Source organism: Rhizobium sp. CB2179, from assembly GCF_057653455.1.
Map to the genome: position 1 here is coordinate 318,511 of NZ_JBYGKR010000002.1, position 16,971 is coordinate 335,481.

Here is a 16,971-nt window from a genome sequence, read left to right on the forward strand (position 1 = left end):
ATTCTCCTGCCCATCGGTTTCAACCGGCCGCACCGGCGACGGTCCCGATGAAGTCGCTTCGCTCATCGAGGGCGCGGGGGCATGCCGAGCAGTTGCCTGCTCACCTTCAGGTCACCAGAGGACATTTCTCGTAAAGGACAAGGAGACTACCCATGAAAATCGTCGTTATCGGCGGCACTGGCCTCATCGGCTCAAAGACCGTGGAAAGATTGCGCAACAAGGGGCACGAGTTGTTGGCGGCTTCGCCGAACTCGGGTGTGGACACGATCACCGGCAAAGGCGTGGCGGAAGCACTCGCCGGGGCGCAGGTGGTGCTCGATCTCGCAAACTCGCCCTCGTTCGAGGACAAGGCCGTCCTGGAATTCTTCAAGACGTCGGGCCGCAATCTGCTCAAGGCAGGGGCCGCCGCCGGCGTGAAGCATCATATCGCGTTGTCGATTGCCGGCATGGAGCGGCTGCAGGGCAGCGGCTACATGCGCGCCAAGATGGCCCAGGAAGAGCTGATCAAGAGCTCCGGCATACCCTATACCATCGTGCACTCCACCCAGTTCCATGAATTCATGGCTGGCATCGCCCAGTCGGGTACCGTCGGCCAGACCGTGCATCTGTCGCCTGCCTATGTGCAGCCGATCGCCTCGGACGACGTCGCCGACTTCATGGCCGAGGTGGCGCTCGGCACGCCTGTGAACGGTACGATCGAGATCGGCGGGCCGGAGAAAGTCCGACTCACCGAAATCGTCACGCGTCTCTTCAAGGCGACGAACGATCCGCGGCAAGTGGTGGCGGATCCGCACGCCCGCTACTTCGGCGTGGAACTCGAGGATAATTCGCTCGTGACCGGGGCCAAGGCGCGGCTTGGCCAGATTCATTTCGACGATTGGCTGAGCCGGCAGCCGCCCCAGAAAAAGAGCGCCTGATACCGGGCGCCCGACCCATTCCCATCAACGCAGGAGACCCGACATGCTCAGAAAAATGATCTCGGCGGCGGCGCTCGCCATTGTCCTTGCCGCCGGCACTCAGGCTCACGCCGCAGGCGGCGACGCGAAGGTAAGCGTCGTTTTCGACCAGAAGCTTCCGAATGTTCCCGGCAAGAGCATGCGGGGGGTGCTCGTCGAATATGCGCCGGGCGGTTCCTCGCCCGGCCATACGCACCCGGCATCGGCCTTCATCTATGCCACCGTTCTCGAAGGTGCGATCACCAGCAAGGTGAATGACGGGCCAGAGAAGGTTTACAAGGCCGGCGAAAGTTTTCCCGAATTTCCCGGCGATCATCACAGCGTCAGCAAAAACGCCAGCAAGACAAAGCCGGCGCGCCTGCTTGCGGTGTTCGTGCTGGATACCGACGAGACGGAACTGACGATCGACGACAAGTGACCCCATGCCCGATGCCCGGCGTCGCCGGGCATCGATTTCCCCGGCGTGTCTCAGGCCGCCTGCAGCGCTAGTTCCAGGTCGGCGATCAGATCGTCCGGATGCTCGATACCGATCGAAAGGCGGATCGTCGATTCCAGAACGCCGATGCGCTGGCGGACATCCGCGGGCACGCCGGAATGCGTCATGGCAGCCGGATGGCTCGCAAGCGATTCCGTGCCGCCGAGGCTGACCGCGAGCTTGAAGATCTGCAGCGCATTCAGGAATTTGAACGAGGCGGGCTGACCGCCGCGGATATCGAAAGAGAAGGTGGAACCCGCGCCGGTGCATTGCGCGATGAAGGTCCGGCCGGCCGGCGAGTCCGGATCGTGGTAAGGCAGGTAGTGAACCTTCTCGACCTTCGGGTGATCGCGCAGATAATCGGCCACGGTACGCGCGTTGCTGTTTGCCCGCTCCATGCGCAGCTGCAGCGTTTCCAGCGAACGACCGAGCATCCAGCAGGAATGCGGATCGAGCTGCGTGCCGATCGCGCCGCGAAGGGCCTTGATCTGCTTGATCACCGCCTTGCGACCAAGAACGGCGCCGGCGATCAGATCGGAATGACCACCGACATATTTCGTCAGCGAATAGAGCGAGATATCGGCGCCGTGCTCGATCGGCCGCTGGAAGACCGGTCCGAGCAGGGTGTTGTCGCAGACGATGATCGGCATATGGCCCTGTCTTGCACCGATCATGTCGGCAACGCGTCGGATCATCGCGACATCGACCAGGCCGTTGGTCGGATTGGCAGGCGTCTCGATCAGGATGACGGAGACGCGGCCCTTGGCCATCGCCTCCGCCGCCGCCTTCTGCACCGATCCCTCGCTGACGCCGTCGGCGAACCCGACGGCGGCGGCGCCGAGGTTCAGAAAAGTCTTCGCCAGTAAAGTTTCCGTTCCCCCGTAGAGCGGCTGCGAATGCAGGATCGCATCCCCCGGCCGGACGAAGGCGAGCAGAGTGGTGGCGATCGCCGCCATGCCGGATGAAAACAGCACGCCGCTTTCCGTTCGTTCGTAGACGGCGAGCCTGTCTTCGACGATCTCGCTGTTTGGATGGTTGAAGCGCGAGTAGACGAGGCCCGCCCCCTTCCCCTCTGGCGGCTCGCGGCGGCCCGACACGTAATCGAAGAAGTCGCGGCCATCCTCGGCCGTCTTGAACACGAAGGTGGATGTGAGGAACACCGGCGGCTTTACCGCCCCTTCCGAGAGTTCCGGATCGTAGCCGTAGTTCAGCATCTGTGTTTCGGGATGCAGGGCATGATTGCCGATATGGGTTTTGGAAGGATGCGGCGCGGTCATCATCGTCTCCTGTGTCGGGACTGCAGAAATGTCAGAATACATCAAAACCATACGAGAGGAGCAATCATCGCGGTCAACTCCTGGTCTCGCCGAGAGTATCAGCGACATAGGCGCCGCGTGCTCCCATCGGCAGCGGCGCTCCCGTCGTCGTGTCCTTCGCAGTCTGATGCTCCAGTTCGGCGTTCAGTTCTCCTCCAACGATTAGAATGACCACGGAAAGCCAGATCCAGATGAGAAAGCCGATCAGCGCGCCGAGCGTGCCGTATGTCGCATTGTAGTTGGCGAAATGATCCAGATAGAAGGAAAAGCCGAGGGACATGGCGGCCCAGGCGATCGTGGTCAGAACCGCGCCCCACGTCATCCAGCGGAGCTTGGCAGGCTCGCGGCTGGGACCGAAGCGGTAGACCGATGTAACGGCCGCCGCGACGACCAGCAGAAGCAGCGGCCATCGCATGAGAAGGGCCATGTGCTCCTTGAATTGATCGAGCCAGAGATAGGAGAGGATAACAGGCATGACCCCGACAAGCACCACCATGACAACCGTCAAAAGCATCGCGCACAAGGTGAAGCAGAGGCCTATCAGGTTCAACCGGATAAGACCCCGCTTCTCCTCTTCCTCATAGGCGACGTTCATCGCGTCAAAGATCGCCAGCGTGCCGCTATGCGTGCTCCAAAGAGCGATGCCGAGACCGACGAAGAAGGTCACGCCGAGCGTAGCATCACGCCGGCCGACGAGCTCTTTGATTTGGTTGGCAATAAGATCGAACGCGCCTGATGGCATGAGGCCGGCCAATTCGCGAAGATGTTCGGATATGGTGGTCGGATCTGCAACCAGCCCGTAGAGTGATACCAAAGCCGCCATGGCTGGGAAGAGCGCCAGCAGCAGATAGAAAGTCACGCCCGCGGCAATCAGCGTGACCCGGTCGGCGAGGACCTCGTGGAAGACGCGCCAGAACACGTCGCGAAGGCCGCTGAAGGGGATAGCCTCGGGCGTGCTGGCGCTACGGCCACGATCGTCACCTGCGCGGTTGGTATGCTCAGGCGGGGCGACCGCCCTGCGCTCGGGTGCCTGCATCAAGACAAGTGCACCAATCGCTGCGGCCATCAAAGCCGCCGCGATGGAGAATCTCTTGGGGTGAAACACATCAGGCATGAGGATGATCTCCGGTCTGGTGCGGAGATAACGCCGGGTGCCGCTAAAGGATGCAAGCCGTTGCTTTCTTGCGGACATTTAGGCCGGCGCCGAGGTCAGTCCGTTTCACAGGCGGGTCAGGCAGCTGGGAGTTGGAAGCGGTTGACAGCTCGTCAAACTCCACCACGGCCGAGCTCGGTATCGCCGAAAGCCACAAATCCGAAGTAGTTTCAAAAAGTATAAGTCGTTGATATTGCTGAGGCTGCTCCCTGATATGGAAGCGATGCTGGACTTTAGTTTCGTTACTCCATGGCAGGGAGTCGCTTCAACGCGTTTACCGATAGGCCGGCTTGGCGGCCGCGAGGCGGCAAATTGGTGCGCAGCTCGTATAAGGAGTGCGACTTGGGCCTCAGTTGCACCTGTTGCTATCTGATGCCGGCGCCTGTCAGCGACCGGACCGTGAAGCCGATGCGTTGTGCAGCAAGCCCGATAAAACAATAGCGCTGGTGACAATCGCCTGCAATAGCCGTTTACGTTATCAACGGGCAAATACTGGGTTCGCCCTGCAAACCGTTGCCTTCTCTGGGCGCGCCTCATAATGCGTCGCGAGACCGAGGTACTGCCCGCCTGCGGACGCGATCTCGATGGTGGTTGCTTGATGGCGTCTCAGCAACCGGCAGAACGCGCGTCGCAGTCGACCAAGTTGGCACGCGAAAGCAACTGCCCGTCAAGGGGGCGGAGGCATCATGCGCGCTGCTCCAGACGTCGGCCAGCCGCACCCTGGCGCTATGTGCCATCGGCGGCCCCTCCCCCCCCCGCCACTGAAGGCGCTTCCTCCGGCAGTTGATCGCTGGGCATCTCCAGCGTCCCACTCAAATGCGCAGGATCGGCTCCTGACATATCGGTCAGGACCAACGCAGGTCTTCCGCATTGCTGAGAGCGAGGGGCTGCACGTCATCAGGTAACGGGCATCGACGACGGGCGCCGCGGTTGTCTATTCCAGGACGGAACGGACCGGACGCTAGCGTTCCCACATATACTCGCTTTACGGCGCTAACAGTCCGGCTGCAGTCGCCGCGGTGTCGCCCGCGCCGACGGACGGCCAGTCGACAAGCAATTACCCGTTCGCAATGGGCTGATCGCCCGAAGGCTTCGGCCTGGGCTTCGGATCCTGCATGATCGGCGGCCCTCCCCTACCGTATAAAACTCTCTGCTCGATTGCATGAAGAGCCGACCGCGTATCACAGCGAGCCTTCGATGGGCAGCCGACCCCGCGGCCCGAGCGAATCCGTGAACCCTAGCTGTCGGTTGGGTGTTGCCTATCGTGCCGTTGTCCGCGGACAACAGGATGATCAGCATGGTAGCCGTCAAGTCGTTTGCACATGGACCAATCTCCGTAGTAACTGAATTTGAGCGGTCGTGAAAATATCTCTGATGCCGCCCTGCTGGTGGATGCGCTTGTGGCATTATGGCTGCCCCGATGGCTCTGTCGGGCATTGGAGCAACGGGCTCATACGCCTTACCGGGCAGGCGTGGGCATATTCGCTCCAAGAGTTCTGAAGAACTTCGTGGGTGTGCCGACAGGTCCGCAATACCAAGAGGCCGCTCGCTGTCTAAGGAGGAGCAGAGCCCCGCCCATGAAACGAGACCGCGGATTGCTGGCGCAGCAGCTGCGCTCACCGGAAGGGATCCGCAGCAAGGATGGCAGGCGGCCGTGGCGGCGTCATCCTTGCTGCTATTGTGTCTTATTGACGCGACAGTAATTGAGCTCGCCCGTCGCCCGTCGCTCGGTGAAGTTTTTGGCAAAGGCTGGGCTTCGGTCGCAATCCCTGGGTGGATCGTGTTGGCGCGGCGGCGGCCAGCCCCGTCCTTCGGGGCCTCTGCGGTGCGCCTCAGCAACCGTGTTGTTGGGCTGGTTCGATGGGGTTCGTCTTCCTTCTAAGAATGGTGTTGATCAAGATGATGAGCTTTCGCATGGCGACCTTGGGCGGTTTGCCCGCGTCGCGCAGCCTGTTGTGGAAGGTCTTGATGACCGGGTTGCAACGGTTGGCCGAGTGCGTTGCCATATAGAGGGCGCATCGGACAGTGGCGCGGCCGCCGGCGAAATGGCGTTGTCCAGGTGCCGCTGTCGTGAGCCATCGTTGCAACACCGACGAGGGCGGCGAGCTGCTTGTCGTCGATTGCGCCGAGTATGGGCAGTTCGGCGATGAGCACAGCGGCACTGACCTCGCCAATGGCCGGCACGGTCAACAGCAGATTACGGCGTTCGGCCATGTCGGCCTCGGCCTCGATGCCCAGCGGTGGCGGCATGGACTCGGGCGAGCTCGGCCTTGTGGGCGGCGAAGGTCTCGCCATCAGCACTGCGACGGCCTCAGGCGGATGTTCCAGGCGGCTCTTCTGGGCGACCGCCATGTCGATGAGCTGGCGGCGGCGGGTGACACGCGCAGCAAGCGCGAGCCGCAGTCGTCGAAGTGGGGGATCGGTGCCGGCCGCATCGCTCTGGCGAAGTGGAGGATGACGCGGGCGTCTTCCTGGACAGTTTTGGCCAAGCGACGGCTGGCCCTGGCGAAGTCGCGCACCAGGCGGGGATTGATGACGGCGGCGGCAATGCCGGCGGCCGGCTTGGTCGATATCTCGCGCAGTTCGGCTGTCGGTCAGCTGGAGATAAGCGCCACGCTCTTGATCGGTGAAAGGCGCCGGGCAGGGCAAGCCCAGGGCTTTTTGTGAGGGGTTTTCCCTCGCATGTCCGCCTGCCGGCGTACGCGCGGTACGATCCCCGCTGCCCTCATCAACTACTACTTCGAGCGGGAGTTTCTCTTTGCTGAAAGCGGGAGAGCTCCCTTCGCCCGGGTTGCTGCTCAGCAAGTTGTCCGCGGACAACCCCTCGCCTGGCCCTATCGCCTGCGAGGGAAGGTTATAGTGCCTAACCGATTCGTCTGCGATATCCGCGTGGCCGCCAGGCTTGAATTTGCCGCATTGCGGCACTACCTCGTGATGGACTGAAGCGCTTAACCCCTCCGAGCCGCTTCGGTCCGACGGACAGCACTCCTCCTCCCAGGCTGTCGGTCACTATCGAAGCCCGGCGCACCTCTCCCGCGCCGGGCTTTTGTCGTTCTGGCAATCCGCCGCCTGACAGACAGCGCATCCTCACTTTCCATGGGTGTCGATCTGGTCCTGGTGAGACGTGCCGCGATCAGGGAGGCGGGGGGTATCCGCTTCACCGATTTGCGTCGTGCCCGCAGTATTGCCTCCAACAAGGGAGCCACGAGGGGCTGTCTCCTGAGATCGTGGGTGAGCAAGTCATACGTCACAACCCGACCGGCTCAATCGCGGCCACTTGCTGATCTTCACCGTCAGTCTGAGCGTCGCCATCCAAGAGAAGGCGCCGGATGCCTCGGTTAGGTTGCGCCAGCGTATTAGAGTCAATCACGTCGGCTGTCTACGCGCCGTATTCGGCGCGCGCTGGCCACTGCATTTCAGCATGCCGCGGCCATCAATTTCGTCTGGATCTCGGCCGGCATGGGCAGCCGCTCGGGTCCTGGCGCGCTTGATCCGATCTCACAGATGGCAGGCGGCAAATTTCGACAATAGGCTTTTCGTGCGGGGCAGGGGTAGGATGCCGGCGGCGAGGCTGCACTAAGCTCGAGATAACCAGATCCGAGCTCGGCGCCCTGGGCGTGTTGCCGCCCAAGCCCTTTGCTCCGGATGTTTGGCGTTGCGACGTCGTCGGTCAGAAGTGCGGCCAGCGGATCGCGCCGCCGCGGCGCGCTACGTCGCTCTGGTTCCCTGCGGAGATGGGGCGGGCGGTCTTGCGGAATTGGCCGTGATGGTTCAGACGTCGTCATAGCAGAGCGCCCATTGGTCGCCGATATGCCAGCAACGCCCTATCCGCGGCTCCGTCTTCCAGAGCAGGCTTTTGACGAACTCGATGCCGCCGCGCTTGAAGGCGGCGGTCAGCGCGTCGATCTCGTTATCGTCGGTTGTCAATCCACCGTTGGCGCAGACGAAATAAGCTGTGCCGATCCAACGCGCCGCAAATCCACAATCGCCGCGCTCGATACGAAGAGCAGCACCATGGGACGCATGACGGCCGCTTTTCGGCGGTCGGTCCTGGCGCGGTACGCCAAGTGGCAACACCAGGCGCCCTCCGGGCCGCAGCCTTTCGATCCAGGGTTCCGCGGGCCGCGCGACGGCGAAATTCACATAGATCGCATCCACCGCGTGCTGTGGCCATTGACTGCCGTCGGCGTTAACGACGCTAACATTGGCCCGATCAGCAAGCGCTGCTTGTGCGTGGGCAGCCAGATCAGGATCCATATCGACGGCATGGACATGACCGGAAGTGCCGACCAACTCTGCCAGAATGGCGCTGTAATAGCCGGTGCCGGCACCGACATGGACGATGCGATCGCTGCCGATCTGCACGTCCAGTTCCGCCAAGAGTCGGGCATGCAGTGACGGGCTTCCATTGTTGACGCCCTTTTCGGACTGCAGGGCGAACAGTACGTCCTGATAGGCCAGAACCAAGTCGGAGGAGGGGAGGGGGCGATCCGCGCCCCAGATTGGCGATCTGCCATGGAGGCGCACCGAGGAAGTTCTCGCGCGGGACGGTGGCAAAGGCAGCTTCGATCCGCGGGTTCGTCGTTGCGGCAGTTGCCACTACCTGATGGGCGTAAGCGCGGCGGATCACCGCCAGTTCGTCGGCCGTGAACAGCGCAGTCGGCATCGGCAAATCTCCGGGTATGGCTTTGATCTGCTCCTCTTTTACGTCCTCCGGCTCCAAATCCATCTCTATCCCCGACTGCTTGACCAATGGGGACGAGAACTCATGACGGAAGTTAAATGGCAATTCTGTTCCATTAGTGAAAATTACGGCTTTACTTCATATGGTTGACATTCCGCTAGCCGCAAAATTTAACTGCATCGCCGTACATTAAAGTGTGGCCTCAGCGCAGTCGAACACGTTTCAGGCGTCGGGTATCGTGTGGTGTCTGGCGCCTACTCTGAAACGCTTCTTGATCCTATCGACCGACGTCCCGTCCTGAAGCGGAACCTGGACCAACCGGTCATATGTCTCGAAGCCCATCTTTGCGTAATAGCCAAGGCCGCTGAAATTGTCGGCGCGAATGGTGGCATTGATGAATTCGAGCCCGAATTCTTCCGCTGCGGCTCGGGTTGCGGGGAAGAGAGCGCTGCCAACGCCGGGGGTTCTTGGGTTCAAGCGGGCAAAGGTTGCGATGTCGGCGAAGCCTTTCGGCGGATCGCCGTATAAGCTCAGCGACTGAAAGCCGACAAGCGACTGATCGCGCTCGGCAACATGGCAGGTCAGAGGAAACTCGCCGTCGATGAACCAGTCCGCGAACTCGGCAGCCGAAAGCGGCGTCTCGAGTGCGGTTGTTCCGCCGGCAAGAATGATTTCGTTCAAGAGACTGCTCAGCTCCTCCGCGTCGGCGGAGACGGCTCTTCGAATGTGCATGCCTTGGCTACCTCGTTTTGGAGGTACAGCCTATCGGCGAGATCAGAGATTACAAGTCGCCAATTCGCTGCGAAGGCGAGGAGTGATCAAGAACTCCGCATGCCGTCACATTCCGGTTCCGCGTTCGACGGACTTGCTCCAGGCCTTTCGTCTTCAGGCGTTCAGGCGCTGCTGCGTCTGCCGGTCGAAGAAGTGAACCTTGGCCGTTTCGAAAGAAAGCTTCACCGGCTGTTCCGGCACCAGCTCGACACGTTCGCGAACGACCCATGTCAGTTCCCTGCCTTCGAGCTCCACGGCGACATGGGTTTCCGATCCCGTGGGTTCGACCACCTTGACCACGGCATCCACACCGTTTTCGCCACCGAAGGTGATGTCTTCGGGGCGAATGCCCAGCGTCAGCGGTCTGTTGGCGGCATTGGCTGGAGCCCGCGAAAGCGTTACGCGTGACCCACCCGGCAGCGACAATACCGGGTTGCCTGCGCCCTCAAGAGTTCCCTCGAGAAAATTCATCGCGGGGGAACCGAGGAAGCCGGCGACAAAGATATTGCGCGGTCGGTCGTAGAGTTCGAGCGGGCTGCCGATCTGTTCGACCCGACCGCCGTGGAGCACGACGATCTTGTCAGCCATGGTCATGGCCTCGATCTGGTCATGGGTGACGTAAACGATCGTCGTCTTCAGGCGCTGGTGCAGAGCCTTGATCTCCGCCCTCATCTTCACCCGCAGTTTCGCATCCAGATTGGAGAGCGGCTCGTCGAAGAGAAAGACTTTCGGATCTCGAACAATGGCGCGGCCCATGGCGACGCGCTGCCGCTGTCCGCCCGACAGCTGCGCCGGCTTTCGATCGAGAAGCGGCTGCAATCCGAGAATTGCTGCAGCCTCACCGACCTTCTGTTCGATTTCCGGCCGCTTGACCCCGGCGAGCTCGAGCGCAAATCCCATGTTCTGGGAGACCGTCATCTGCGGGTACAATGCATAGTTCTGGAAGACCATCGCGATATCGCGATCCTTCGGCTGCAGATTGTTCACGACCCGACCATCGATGCTGATCTGGCCGGCGGTGATATCCTCGAGCCCGGCAATCATGCGCAGCAATGTCGACTTGCCGCAGCCGGAGGGGCCGACGAGAATGGTAAATTCACCGTCGGCGATCTCGACGTCGACACCATGAATGATGTCGACCGTGCCGAAGGATTTCTTGACGTTTCTGATGCTCAAGCCAGACATGGATCTATCCTTCAACGTTTCCTGCGCACACGCAGCGCCTGGAATGGCTTGCGCGGAATTTTCACGCCGAAGGCCGCGTCCGGCTTGCCGCCGCGCACGACCGAGCCATGGCGCGTCGGATGCGGAACGGGAGCCGCCACCTTTTCGACCGGCGTGATCGTCATCTCCCAGGTGTCGATGAGATCGACATCGTAGTCATCGCTATCGACCGGCAGGCCCGTCGACCAGATCACCGGCTGATGCTCGCCGAAATAGATCAAACGGAAATCGCCGTCGCCGTCGCGCGCGCCCGACACGCGGGACCAGGGCCACTCACCGATGATGCCGAGCGGCTCGAGGCCGTGCTTGACATCGGCTTCCAGGAGGTCGCGGAGGAAGGCGATGCGCTTCCACGCTTCGCCGCGCAGTTCCCCGCCCTTGGCCCACCAGATCAGGTCCTCGGGATGAGAATAGGTTTCCCCATGACCGGCATAGCCGCCACGCGCCATGGTGATCCAGAAGCGATGCACGAGTTCCTGCGCATTGAGGTTGCCCCATGACTGCAGGATGTCGCCCTCATATTCCGGCTCGTCGTTGACGACAGGCTTGCCGTAGGCATCGCGCCATTCCTGGGTCCGCTTGACGTCAGGGTTTTGAATGCAGGTGTGCGTGACCCATGGCTTGCGATGATCGAAATTCGCCGTCACGTCGCCGTTATGGATGGAGCGCAGGTGCTGGTAGGGGTCGTTTTCCTCCAGGATGTGGAAGTAGCGATCCCACTGCTCCATCGGCTTCGTATCGATGAGGAAATCATATTCATTGGCAAGCGACCACCAGACATTCCGGTAGGCAGCGAGACGAGCGGCCAGATACTCGACATAGCGAAAATCCTGCTTCGCCGACATGTCGGCATAGCCCCACCGGTCGTAGGGGTGGAAAATGATGATATCGGCTTCGATCCCCAGCTGGCAGAGCGCTGCGACCTGCTTCTCGAAGTGCCGGAACGAGGCGGGGTTCGGACGATCGAAGTCTTCCTTTCCGTCCGCTCCGCGTTCGAAGCAGGCGTGCAGCGGCTCGTTGACGTTGTAGGGATAATCCTTCGGAAACACGCCCATCCGCATCTTGTTGAAGCGGGCCTTCTTGAGGGTTTCGAGGGTCTGCTTCTGCATGTCGAGCGGCTGGTGCGTCCAGGCGTAGCAGGTCGTCCCGAAGGACAGGAACGGGGTGCCGTCGGCATAGGCGAAGTGGAATTTGTTGCGCACGCGAACCGGGCCGTGATTGCCGGCCGAAGGCTCGGTCGCAGTCAATGCGCCGGTCTTGCCGTCGAGTGCAGCAGTCCTGGAACGGGTCAGAAACGACCATTCGCCTTCGATGTCCGGCATGAAGCGGATGCGGTAAGTTCCGTTGCCGTCATAGAAGCCCGGCACGCGGACTGCGCGGCTCTTATGGGTGAACACGGCATCGAATGCCACGTCGAGATAGGGATTGCCACTGGAGGGTCCATCAAAGGAGGCCTCGAACACGCCCCATTTTTCGACCGTTGCATCAGACATAGAATATTCTCCTCGTGGAATGCTTTTCGTGGCCCTAGCCTTTGACGGCGCCGGAGGTCAGGCCAGAGACGAAGTAACGCTGGAAGATGAGATAGACGATCGTCGCCGGCAGGACGGTCATCACAATGGCGGCATTGAGCTGGCCGTAATTGCTCGAGAACTGCCCCTGAAACGACATCAGGCCGAGCGGTAAGGTCCACATGTGCTGGTCCTGGAGCAGCACCAGCGCCATGGCGAATTCGTTCCAGGTGGAGACGAAGTCGAGGATGAGCAGTGCGGCGAGCACGGGCAGGCACACCGGCAGAAAGATCCGTCTGAAGATGATGAAGTGGCTTGCACCGTCGATCAGTGCTGCTTCCGACAGCTCCTTGGGAATGCTCTTGAAGAAACCGTGCAGGATGAAAACCTGATAGGGAACGCCGAAGGCGATGTAGGGAAGGATGACGCCGGGGTAGGTGTCGATCAGGCCGAGTGAATTCACCAGGGTAAAGAGCGGCGCAAGCATCACCTGGAAGGGGATCATCGTGCCGAACACGACAAGCAGCAGCAGGGCCTTGGTGATCTTCAGCTTGATCTTGGCAAGGGCATAGGCTGCCATCGCCGAAAGGAACAGCCCGAGCGGCACCTTGATGACCGTTATGATGACGCTGTTGAAGAAGGAGTTTGCGAAGTTGCCGCGGCTCCATGCAGCGCTGTAGTTTTCGAAAGCCAGCTCGGTTGGCGGCACGAAGGCGCCCGTGCCGGTCACCGCCGCCGGCGTCTTCAAGGAGGTGAAGACGATGAAGACGAATGGCGCGACCCAGACGAGCGCCACGATAACAAGCGTGATCCAGAGACCGATCAGAATGGGATCCCGCTTCATCGATGATGGTTCGACCTGCAAATGCACTGCGGTCTGGTCGGTCGGTACTGCTGTCACGACTCAACCTCCTCGTGCTTCTGGGTCCATTTCAGATAGGGAATGACGACGGCCATGGTGATCAGCAGCAGCACGACCGAAATCGCCGCACCTCGTCCGAAATCGAAGATCTGCATCGCCTGCGTGAACGCCCAGAGCGCCAGCATCTGGGTAGACTGCGCCGGTCCGCCACCCGTCAGGCCGTAGACGATGTCGAAAGCCTTCAGGGAGGAGATGACGGAAAGAACGAGAACGATCGTGATCGTCGGGCGCAAGGCCGGCAATGTCACATGCTTGAACACCTTCCAGCGGCCGGCGCCATCGATGCGCGCTGCCTCGACAAGCGTCTGAGAGACATTCTGCAGGCCCGCCAGAAACAGGACCATCGAGAAGCCGACCGTCTGCCAGAGATAGGCGACGAAGACCGAATAAAGGGCGATATCCCTGTTGCCCAGCCAGTCATTGATCCAGCCCTGCATGCCCCACGAGGTGAGCAACTGGCTGAAAAGGCCGAAGAACGGATCGTACATCCACTTCCACATGGTGGCGACGGCAATCGGCGCGATGATAACAGGCAGATAGAAGATGGCCCTGAGGCCATTTCGGCCGAATATCTTCTGATTGAGGCTCAGCGCCAGCAGCAGTCCGATCATCGGCGGGAAGATCAGGCTCATCAAGGTCCAGATCACGGTATTGCGGAACGCAACCCAGAAGACCGGATCCTTCGTGAAAATCGCCGAGTAGTTTGCAAGCCCTACAAATTGCCGCTGCGGGTCCAGCCCGTTCCATTTCTGGAAGCTCAGGATGACGACATTGAGCATCGGATAGAGGGCAAAGACGGCATAGATCGCCAGGGCTGGCACGAGTAGGATGAGCGCTTGGACGCGCGGATCATGTGTCGATTGTCGAAGTGACATGCTTTCCTCCTGGCAGTGAAGTGGCTGCCAGCTGATGAAAGAATGTGCCGGTCGATCGACAGCTGGGTCGATCGACTGGCACCTCGGGAGGAATCAGGTTCGGCTTGCGATAAAGCTCTGCAACTGCTTGGCCGCATCGGCCGGCTCGGTGTTGCCGGAAGCAACATCGTTGATGACCCGGAAGTACTCCGTCGTGACGTCGAGCGGGAACGCCTGGTCGCCGTTCATGTAGACCTTGCCGTATTTCTGGAAGATCCCCAGCCATTCCGCCTCGAGCGGCTTCTGGTTGGCATATTGGACGTTCTTGTTGACGGAGGTTGAACTCAGCTGGCCGAGCAGGTCCTGCTGGACCTTCGTCGAGAGGAAGTAGTCGAGGAACTTCGCCGCTACATCAGGGCTCTTGCTCTTGGTGCTGATGTAGTTGTACTCGGCGAAACCGTAGAGACGATCGGTGTTGGTCGGGAAGGGGAAAATCCCGTAGTCGTCGAGATTGGCGCCGGAGCCGTTAAGCTGGCTGACCAGCCAGTCGCCTTCGAGCATCATCGCTGCACGACCCGCGGTGAAGAGGCTGTAGGACTGTTTGTTGTCGATGCCCATGAACGGCTGCAGCGTATAGTCCTTCGTCCACTTCGCAAACTCCGCGAATGAATCCGTCGCGCAGGGTTCCTTGGTCCAGTCCAGCGTCATCGCCTTCAGCGCATCGTGCTTTTCAGCACCGCACTTCGTTTCAAGGATGACGTCCATGAGACGCATGACGTGCCAGTTGACCGTGCCGCCGAAGGTGAAGGCGGGGATGCCTGCGGCCTTCAGCTTATCGGCCGCGGCAAGGAATTCCTCGTAGGTCTTGGGCTCTTCCTTGATGCCGGCCTGTTCGAAAAGCTTCTTGTTGTAATAGACGGCCTCACCCTTGAAGGTGAAGGGGACGCCATGCTTGCCGCCGGGATAGAGGTCCGCGAAAGCTGCTGCCGAGGGCAACAATTCGTCGCTCCACTTATACTCGGCATAGTATTTGTCGAGGGGCAGGGACAGACCGGCCTTCACATACTCGCCGCCGAGGCCGAGGCCCGCCCAGCTGAAATAAATGTCAGGTCCCTTGTCGGAGCCAGCAGCGACGCGCAAGGCGGTCTTATGCTCGTCGACGGCGCGCTGAACGATCTCGACATGCGTTCCGGGGTTTGCCGCTTCGAAGTCCGTCGCCACCTTTTTCAGAGCCGTGTTGGCGGCATTGTTGTCGAAGTTGAGGGTCCAAAGCGTGATGTCTTCCGCAAGAACCGGCGTGGCCGATAGTGACGCCACGGCGATCGCAACGATGCTCGCAGTCTTCAATTTCGCAGAAAGGGTCAGCATTACCGTCCTCCTCTTGTAAAGCCGGGCCCCTTGTTGCAGATAGTCATTGACATGTCAACTGGTATGATGAGCTAACCATCGTGATGCTGAGCAAATTTGGCCATCGCGGCGATGATGATGACGGCGGACGCGGCGCCGGGATCGATGTGCCCGATCACGCGGTCCCCCAATCGCGAAGCCCGTCCCTTGGTCGCCGTCATCTTGCTGGTCGTTTCACAGCCTGACCGCGCTGCCCGCTCGGCCGCCTCGAAGCATTGGGGGAGGGGCTTTCCCGACTGCCAGGCATCGAGTGCTGCGTCGGCCGCGGGTTTCCAGGCGTCAACCATCGTCTTTTCACCGGGTTCGGCCTTTCCGCGTTCCTGGATTCCCTGCGCCATTGCCGCAAAGACACGCAGGAAATCGTCATCGCTCAATGTCTGCTTGTCTTTGGCGGCTGCTCCGGCGCGCATGAAGGCCGTGGCATATAGCGGGCCGGACGAAGCGCCGACCGCATTCAGGAATGCCTTAGCCCCGACGTTGAATGCGGTTGTCGGGGCAATCCCGGCGTCGAGTTCGCCGACCGCTTTCGCTGCGGCCTGGCAGCCTGCATCCATGGCAAGGCCGTGATCTCCATCGCCGATGGCGCCGTCCAACGCGCAGAGATGGTCGCTCTCCGCCGCAATATCCTCGGCAATCCCGGCAAACATGCGCTGAAGGTCTTCGGTCGTAAACGTCATCGATTACCTCACAAACATCGCGCAATCACAGGGGTGGTCGATCAATCGCTGAAGCTCGTCGTCGAGATGCATGACCGTAATCGACGCGCCGGCCATTTCGAGAGAGGTGCAGTAGTTTCCGACGAGCGATGTATGGATAACGAGCCCGGCATCGTCGAGCCGGGACTTCACGCGCCGCATCATGATGTAGAGTTCCATCATCGGGGTCGAACCCAGCGAATTGACGAGCACGGCGACACGATCGCCCCGGTCTGCTTTCATTTCGCGAAGAATGCTGTCCATGAGTTCGTCGGTCACCGCGTCGGCCGGCCTCAGCGGCTCACGCGCCACGCCAGGCTCTCCATGAATGCCCATTCCGATCTCCATCTCCCCTTCGCCGATCAGGAAGTTTGGCCGGAGGGTCTGGGGCAGCGAACAGGGGGAAAGCGCGACGCCCATCGTGTAGGTTCGCGCATTGGCATGGCGGGCGACACGCTCGACATCGTCAAACGAGTAGAGAAGATCGCAGGCTGCGCCGGCGGACTTGAAGATGAAGACGTTGCCCGCCACGCCCCGTCGCCTGTCCCGCTGATCGGCAGGCGCGGACGCCACGTCATCCGTGGTAAGCACGGTGCGGACCTCGATCTCGTCAAGTGCCAGCATCTCGGCAGCCATGTCGAAGTTCATCACGTCGCCGGCATAATTGCCATACATGAATAGGACGCCGGTGCCGCCATCGACCGCCTTGGCGCAGGCGATGATCGGATCGGGCGGTGGCGAGGCGAAGACGTTGCCGATCGCGGCCGCGTCCGCCAGCCCCTTGCCGACAAACCCCAGAAATGTCGGTTCGTGCCCGGATCCGCCGCCGATGACCAAGCCGACCTTGCCCTTGCGTGGCCCGTTTCTGGCAATGATCGCCCGGGGCATGTCCCCCACTGCGTAGAGGTGGCGCGGATGCGCCGCCAACACCCCTTGCAGCATTTCATCGACGGCATCTGCGCCGGCATTGATAAGCTTCTTCGTCTTCACGCTGTCCTCCCAG

General features: G+C 60.9%; 12 protein-coding genes and 2 pseudogenes. 2 read left to right on the forward strand and 12 right to left on the reverse strand.

Annotation, left to right across the window (positions count from 1 at the left end; translation table 11 throughout):
* Positions 1-152: 152 nt before the first annotated feature.
* Together AC244Q_RS25595 and AC244Q_RS25600 are read left to right on the forward strand one after the other, a co-directional pair.
* Complete coding sequence (locus AC244Q_RS25595) at positions 153-917, forward strand: SDR family oxidoreductase (protein ID WP_012755215.1); 765 nt, start codon at positions 153-155, stop codon at positions 915-917.
* Between the two features lie 43 nt (positions 918-960).
* Positions 961-1,374 (forward strand): cupin domain-containing protein, encoded by a 414-nt coding sequence (locus AC244Q_RS25600; RefSeq protein ID WP_003562308.1) that lies wholly within the window; start codon positions 961-963, stop codon positions 1,372-1,374.
* A 50-nt stretch (positions 1,375-1,424) separates the two neighbouring features.
* Here the strand turns inward: AC244Q_RS25600 and AC244Q_RS25605 are convergent, their stop codons facing one another.
* The 12 genes and pseudogenes from AC244Q_RS25605 to AC244Q_RS25660 form a co-directional block, all read right to left on the reverse strand.
* Positions 1,425-2,708, reverse strand: coding sequence for a cystathionine gamma-synthase family protein (locus AC244Q_RS25605; protein WP_012755216.1), 1,284 nt, complete (start codon positions 2,706-2,708; stop codon positions 1,425-1,427).
* Between the two features lie 73 nt (positions 2,709-2,781).
* A complete protein-coding gene (locus AC244Q_RS25610; protein WP_003562306.1) occupies positions 2,782-3,861 on the reverse strand; it encodes a YihY/virulence factor BrkB family protein in 1,080 nt (359 codons plus the stop codon).
* A gap of 1,871 nt (positions 3,862-5,732) precedes the next feature.
* Positions 5,733-6,467 (reverse strand): annotated as a pseudogene (locus AC244Q_RS25615) (transposase); the annotation flags it as partial.
* 1,204 nt (positions 6,468-7,671) lie between these two features.
* Positions 7,672-8,566, reverse strand: a pseudogene (locus tag AC244Q_RS25620) (protein-L-isoaspartate O-methyltransferase family protein).
* A gap of 240 nt (positions 8,567-8,806) precedes the next feature.
* Positions 8,807-9,316 carry a GNAT family N-acetyltransferase gene (locus AC244Q_RS25625; protein WP_003562303.1) on the reverse strand — a complete coding sequence of 170 codons (510 nt, stop codon included), beginning with the start codon at positions 9,314-9,316 and terminating at the stop codon, positions 8,807-8,809.
* Between the two features lie 153 nt (positions 9,317-9,469).
* A complete protein-coding gene (locus tag AC244Q_RS25630) occupies positions 9,470-10,540 on the reverse strand; it encodes an ABC transporter ATP-binding protein (protein ID WP_012755220.1) in 1,071 nt (356 codons plus the stop codon).
* 11 nt (positions 10,541-10,551) lie between these two features.
* Complete coding sequence (locus tag AC244Q_RS25635) at positions 10,552-12,072, reverse strand: DUF5060 domain-containing protein (protein ID WP_003562301.1); 1,521 nt, start codon at positions 12,070-12,072, stop codon at positions 10,552-10,554.
* A gap of 34 nt (positions 12,073-12,106) precedes the next feature.
* A complete protein-coding gene (locus AC244Q_RS25640; protein ID WP_012755221.1) occupies positions 12,107-12,991 on the reverse strand; it encodes a carbohydrate ABC transporter permease in 885 nt (294 codons plus the stop codon).
* Complete coding sequence (locus AC244Q_RS25645) at positions 12,988-13,887, reverse strand: carbohydrate ABC transporter permease (protein WP_003562299.1); 900 nt, start codon at positions 13,885-13,887, stop codon at positions 12,988-12,990. Before AC244Q_RS25645 ends, AC244Q_RS25640 begins: the two co-directional genes overlap by 4 nt.
* A 93-nt stretch (positions 13,888-13,980) precedes the next feature.
* The gene (locus AC244Q_RS25650) at positions 13,981-15,234 is read right to left on the reverse strand and encodes an ABC transporter substrate-binding protein (protein ID WP_003562298.1); all 1,254 of its coding nucleotides are present in this window, start codon (positions 15,232-15,234) and stop codon (positions 13,981-13,983) included.
* Positions 15,235-15,305: 71 nt separating this feature from the next.
* Positions 15,306-15,950: a dihydroxyacetone kinase subunit DhaL gene (dhaL, locus tag AC244Q_RS25655; protein ID WP_128406638.1), complete on the reverse strand. Its 645-nt coding sequence runs from the start codon at positions 15,948-15,950 to the stop codon at positions 15,306-15,308.
* Positions 15,951-15,953: 3 nt separating this feature from the next.
* Positions 15,954-16,958, reverse strand: coding sequence for a dihydroxyacetone kinase subunit DhaK (locus AC244Q_RS25660; RefSeq protein ID WP_128406637.1), 1,005 nt, complete (start codon positions 16,956-16,958; stop codon positions 15,954-15,956).
* Between the last annotated feature and the right edge of the window lie 13 nt (positions 16,959-16,971).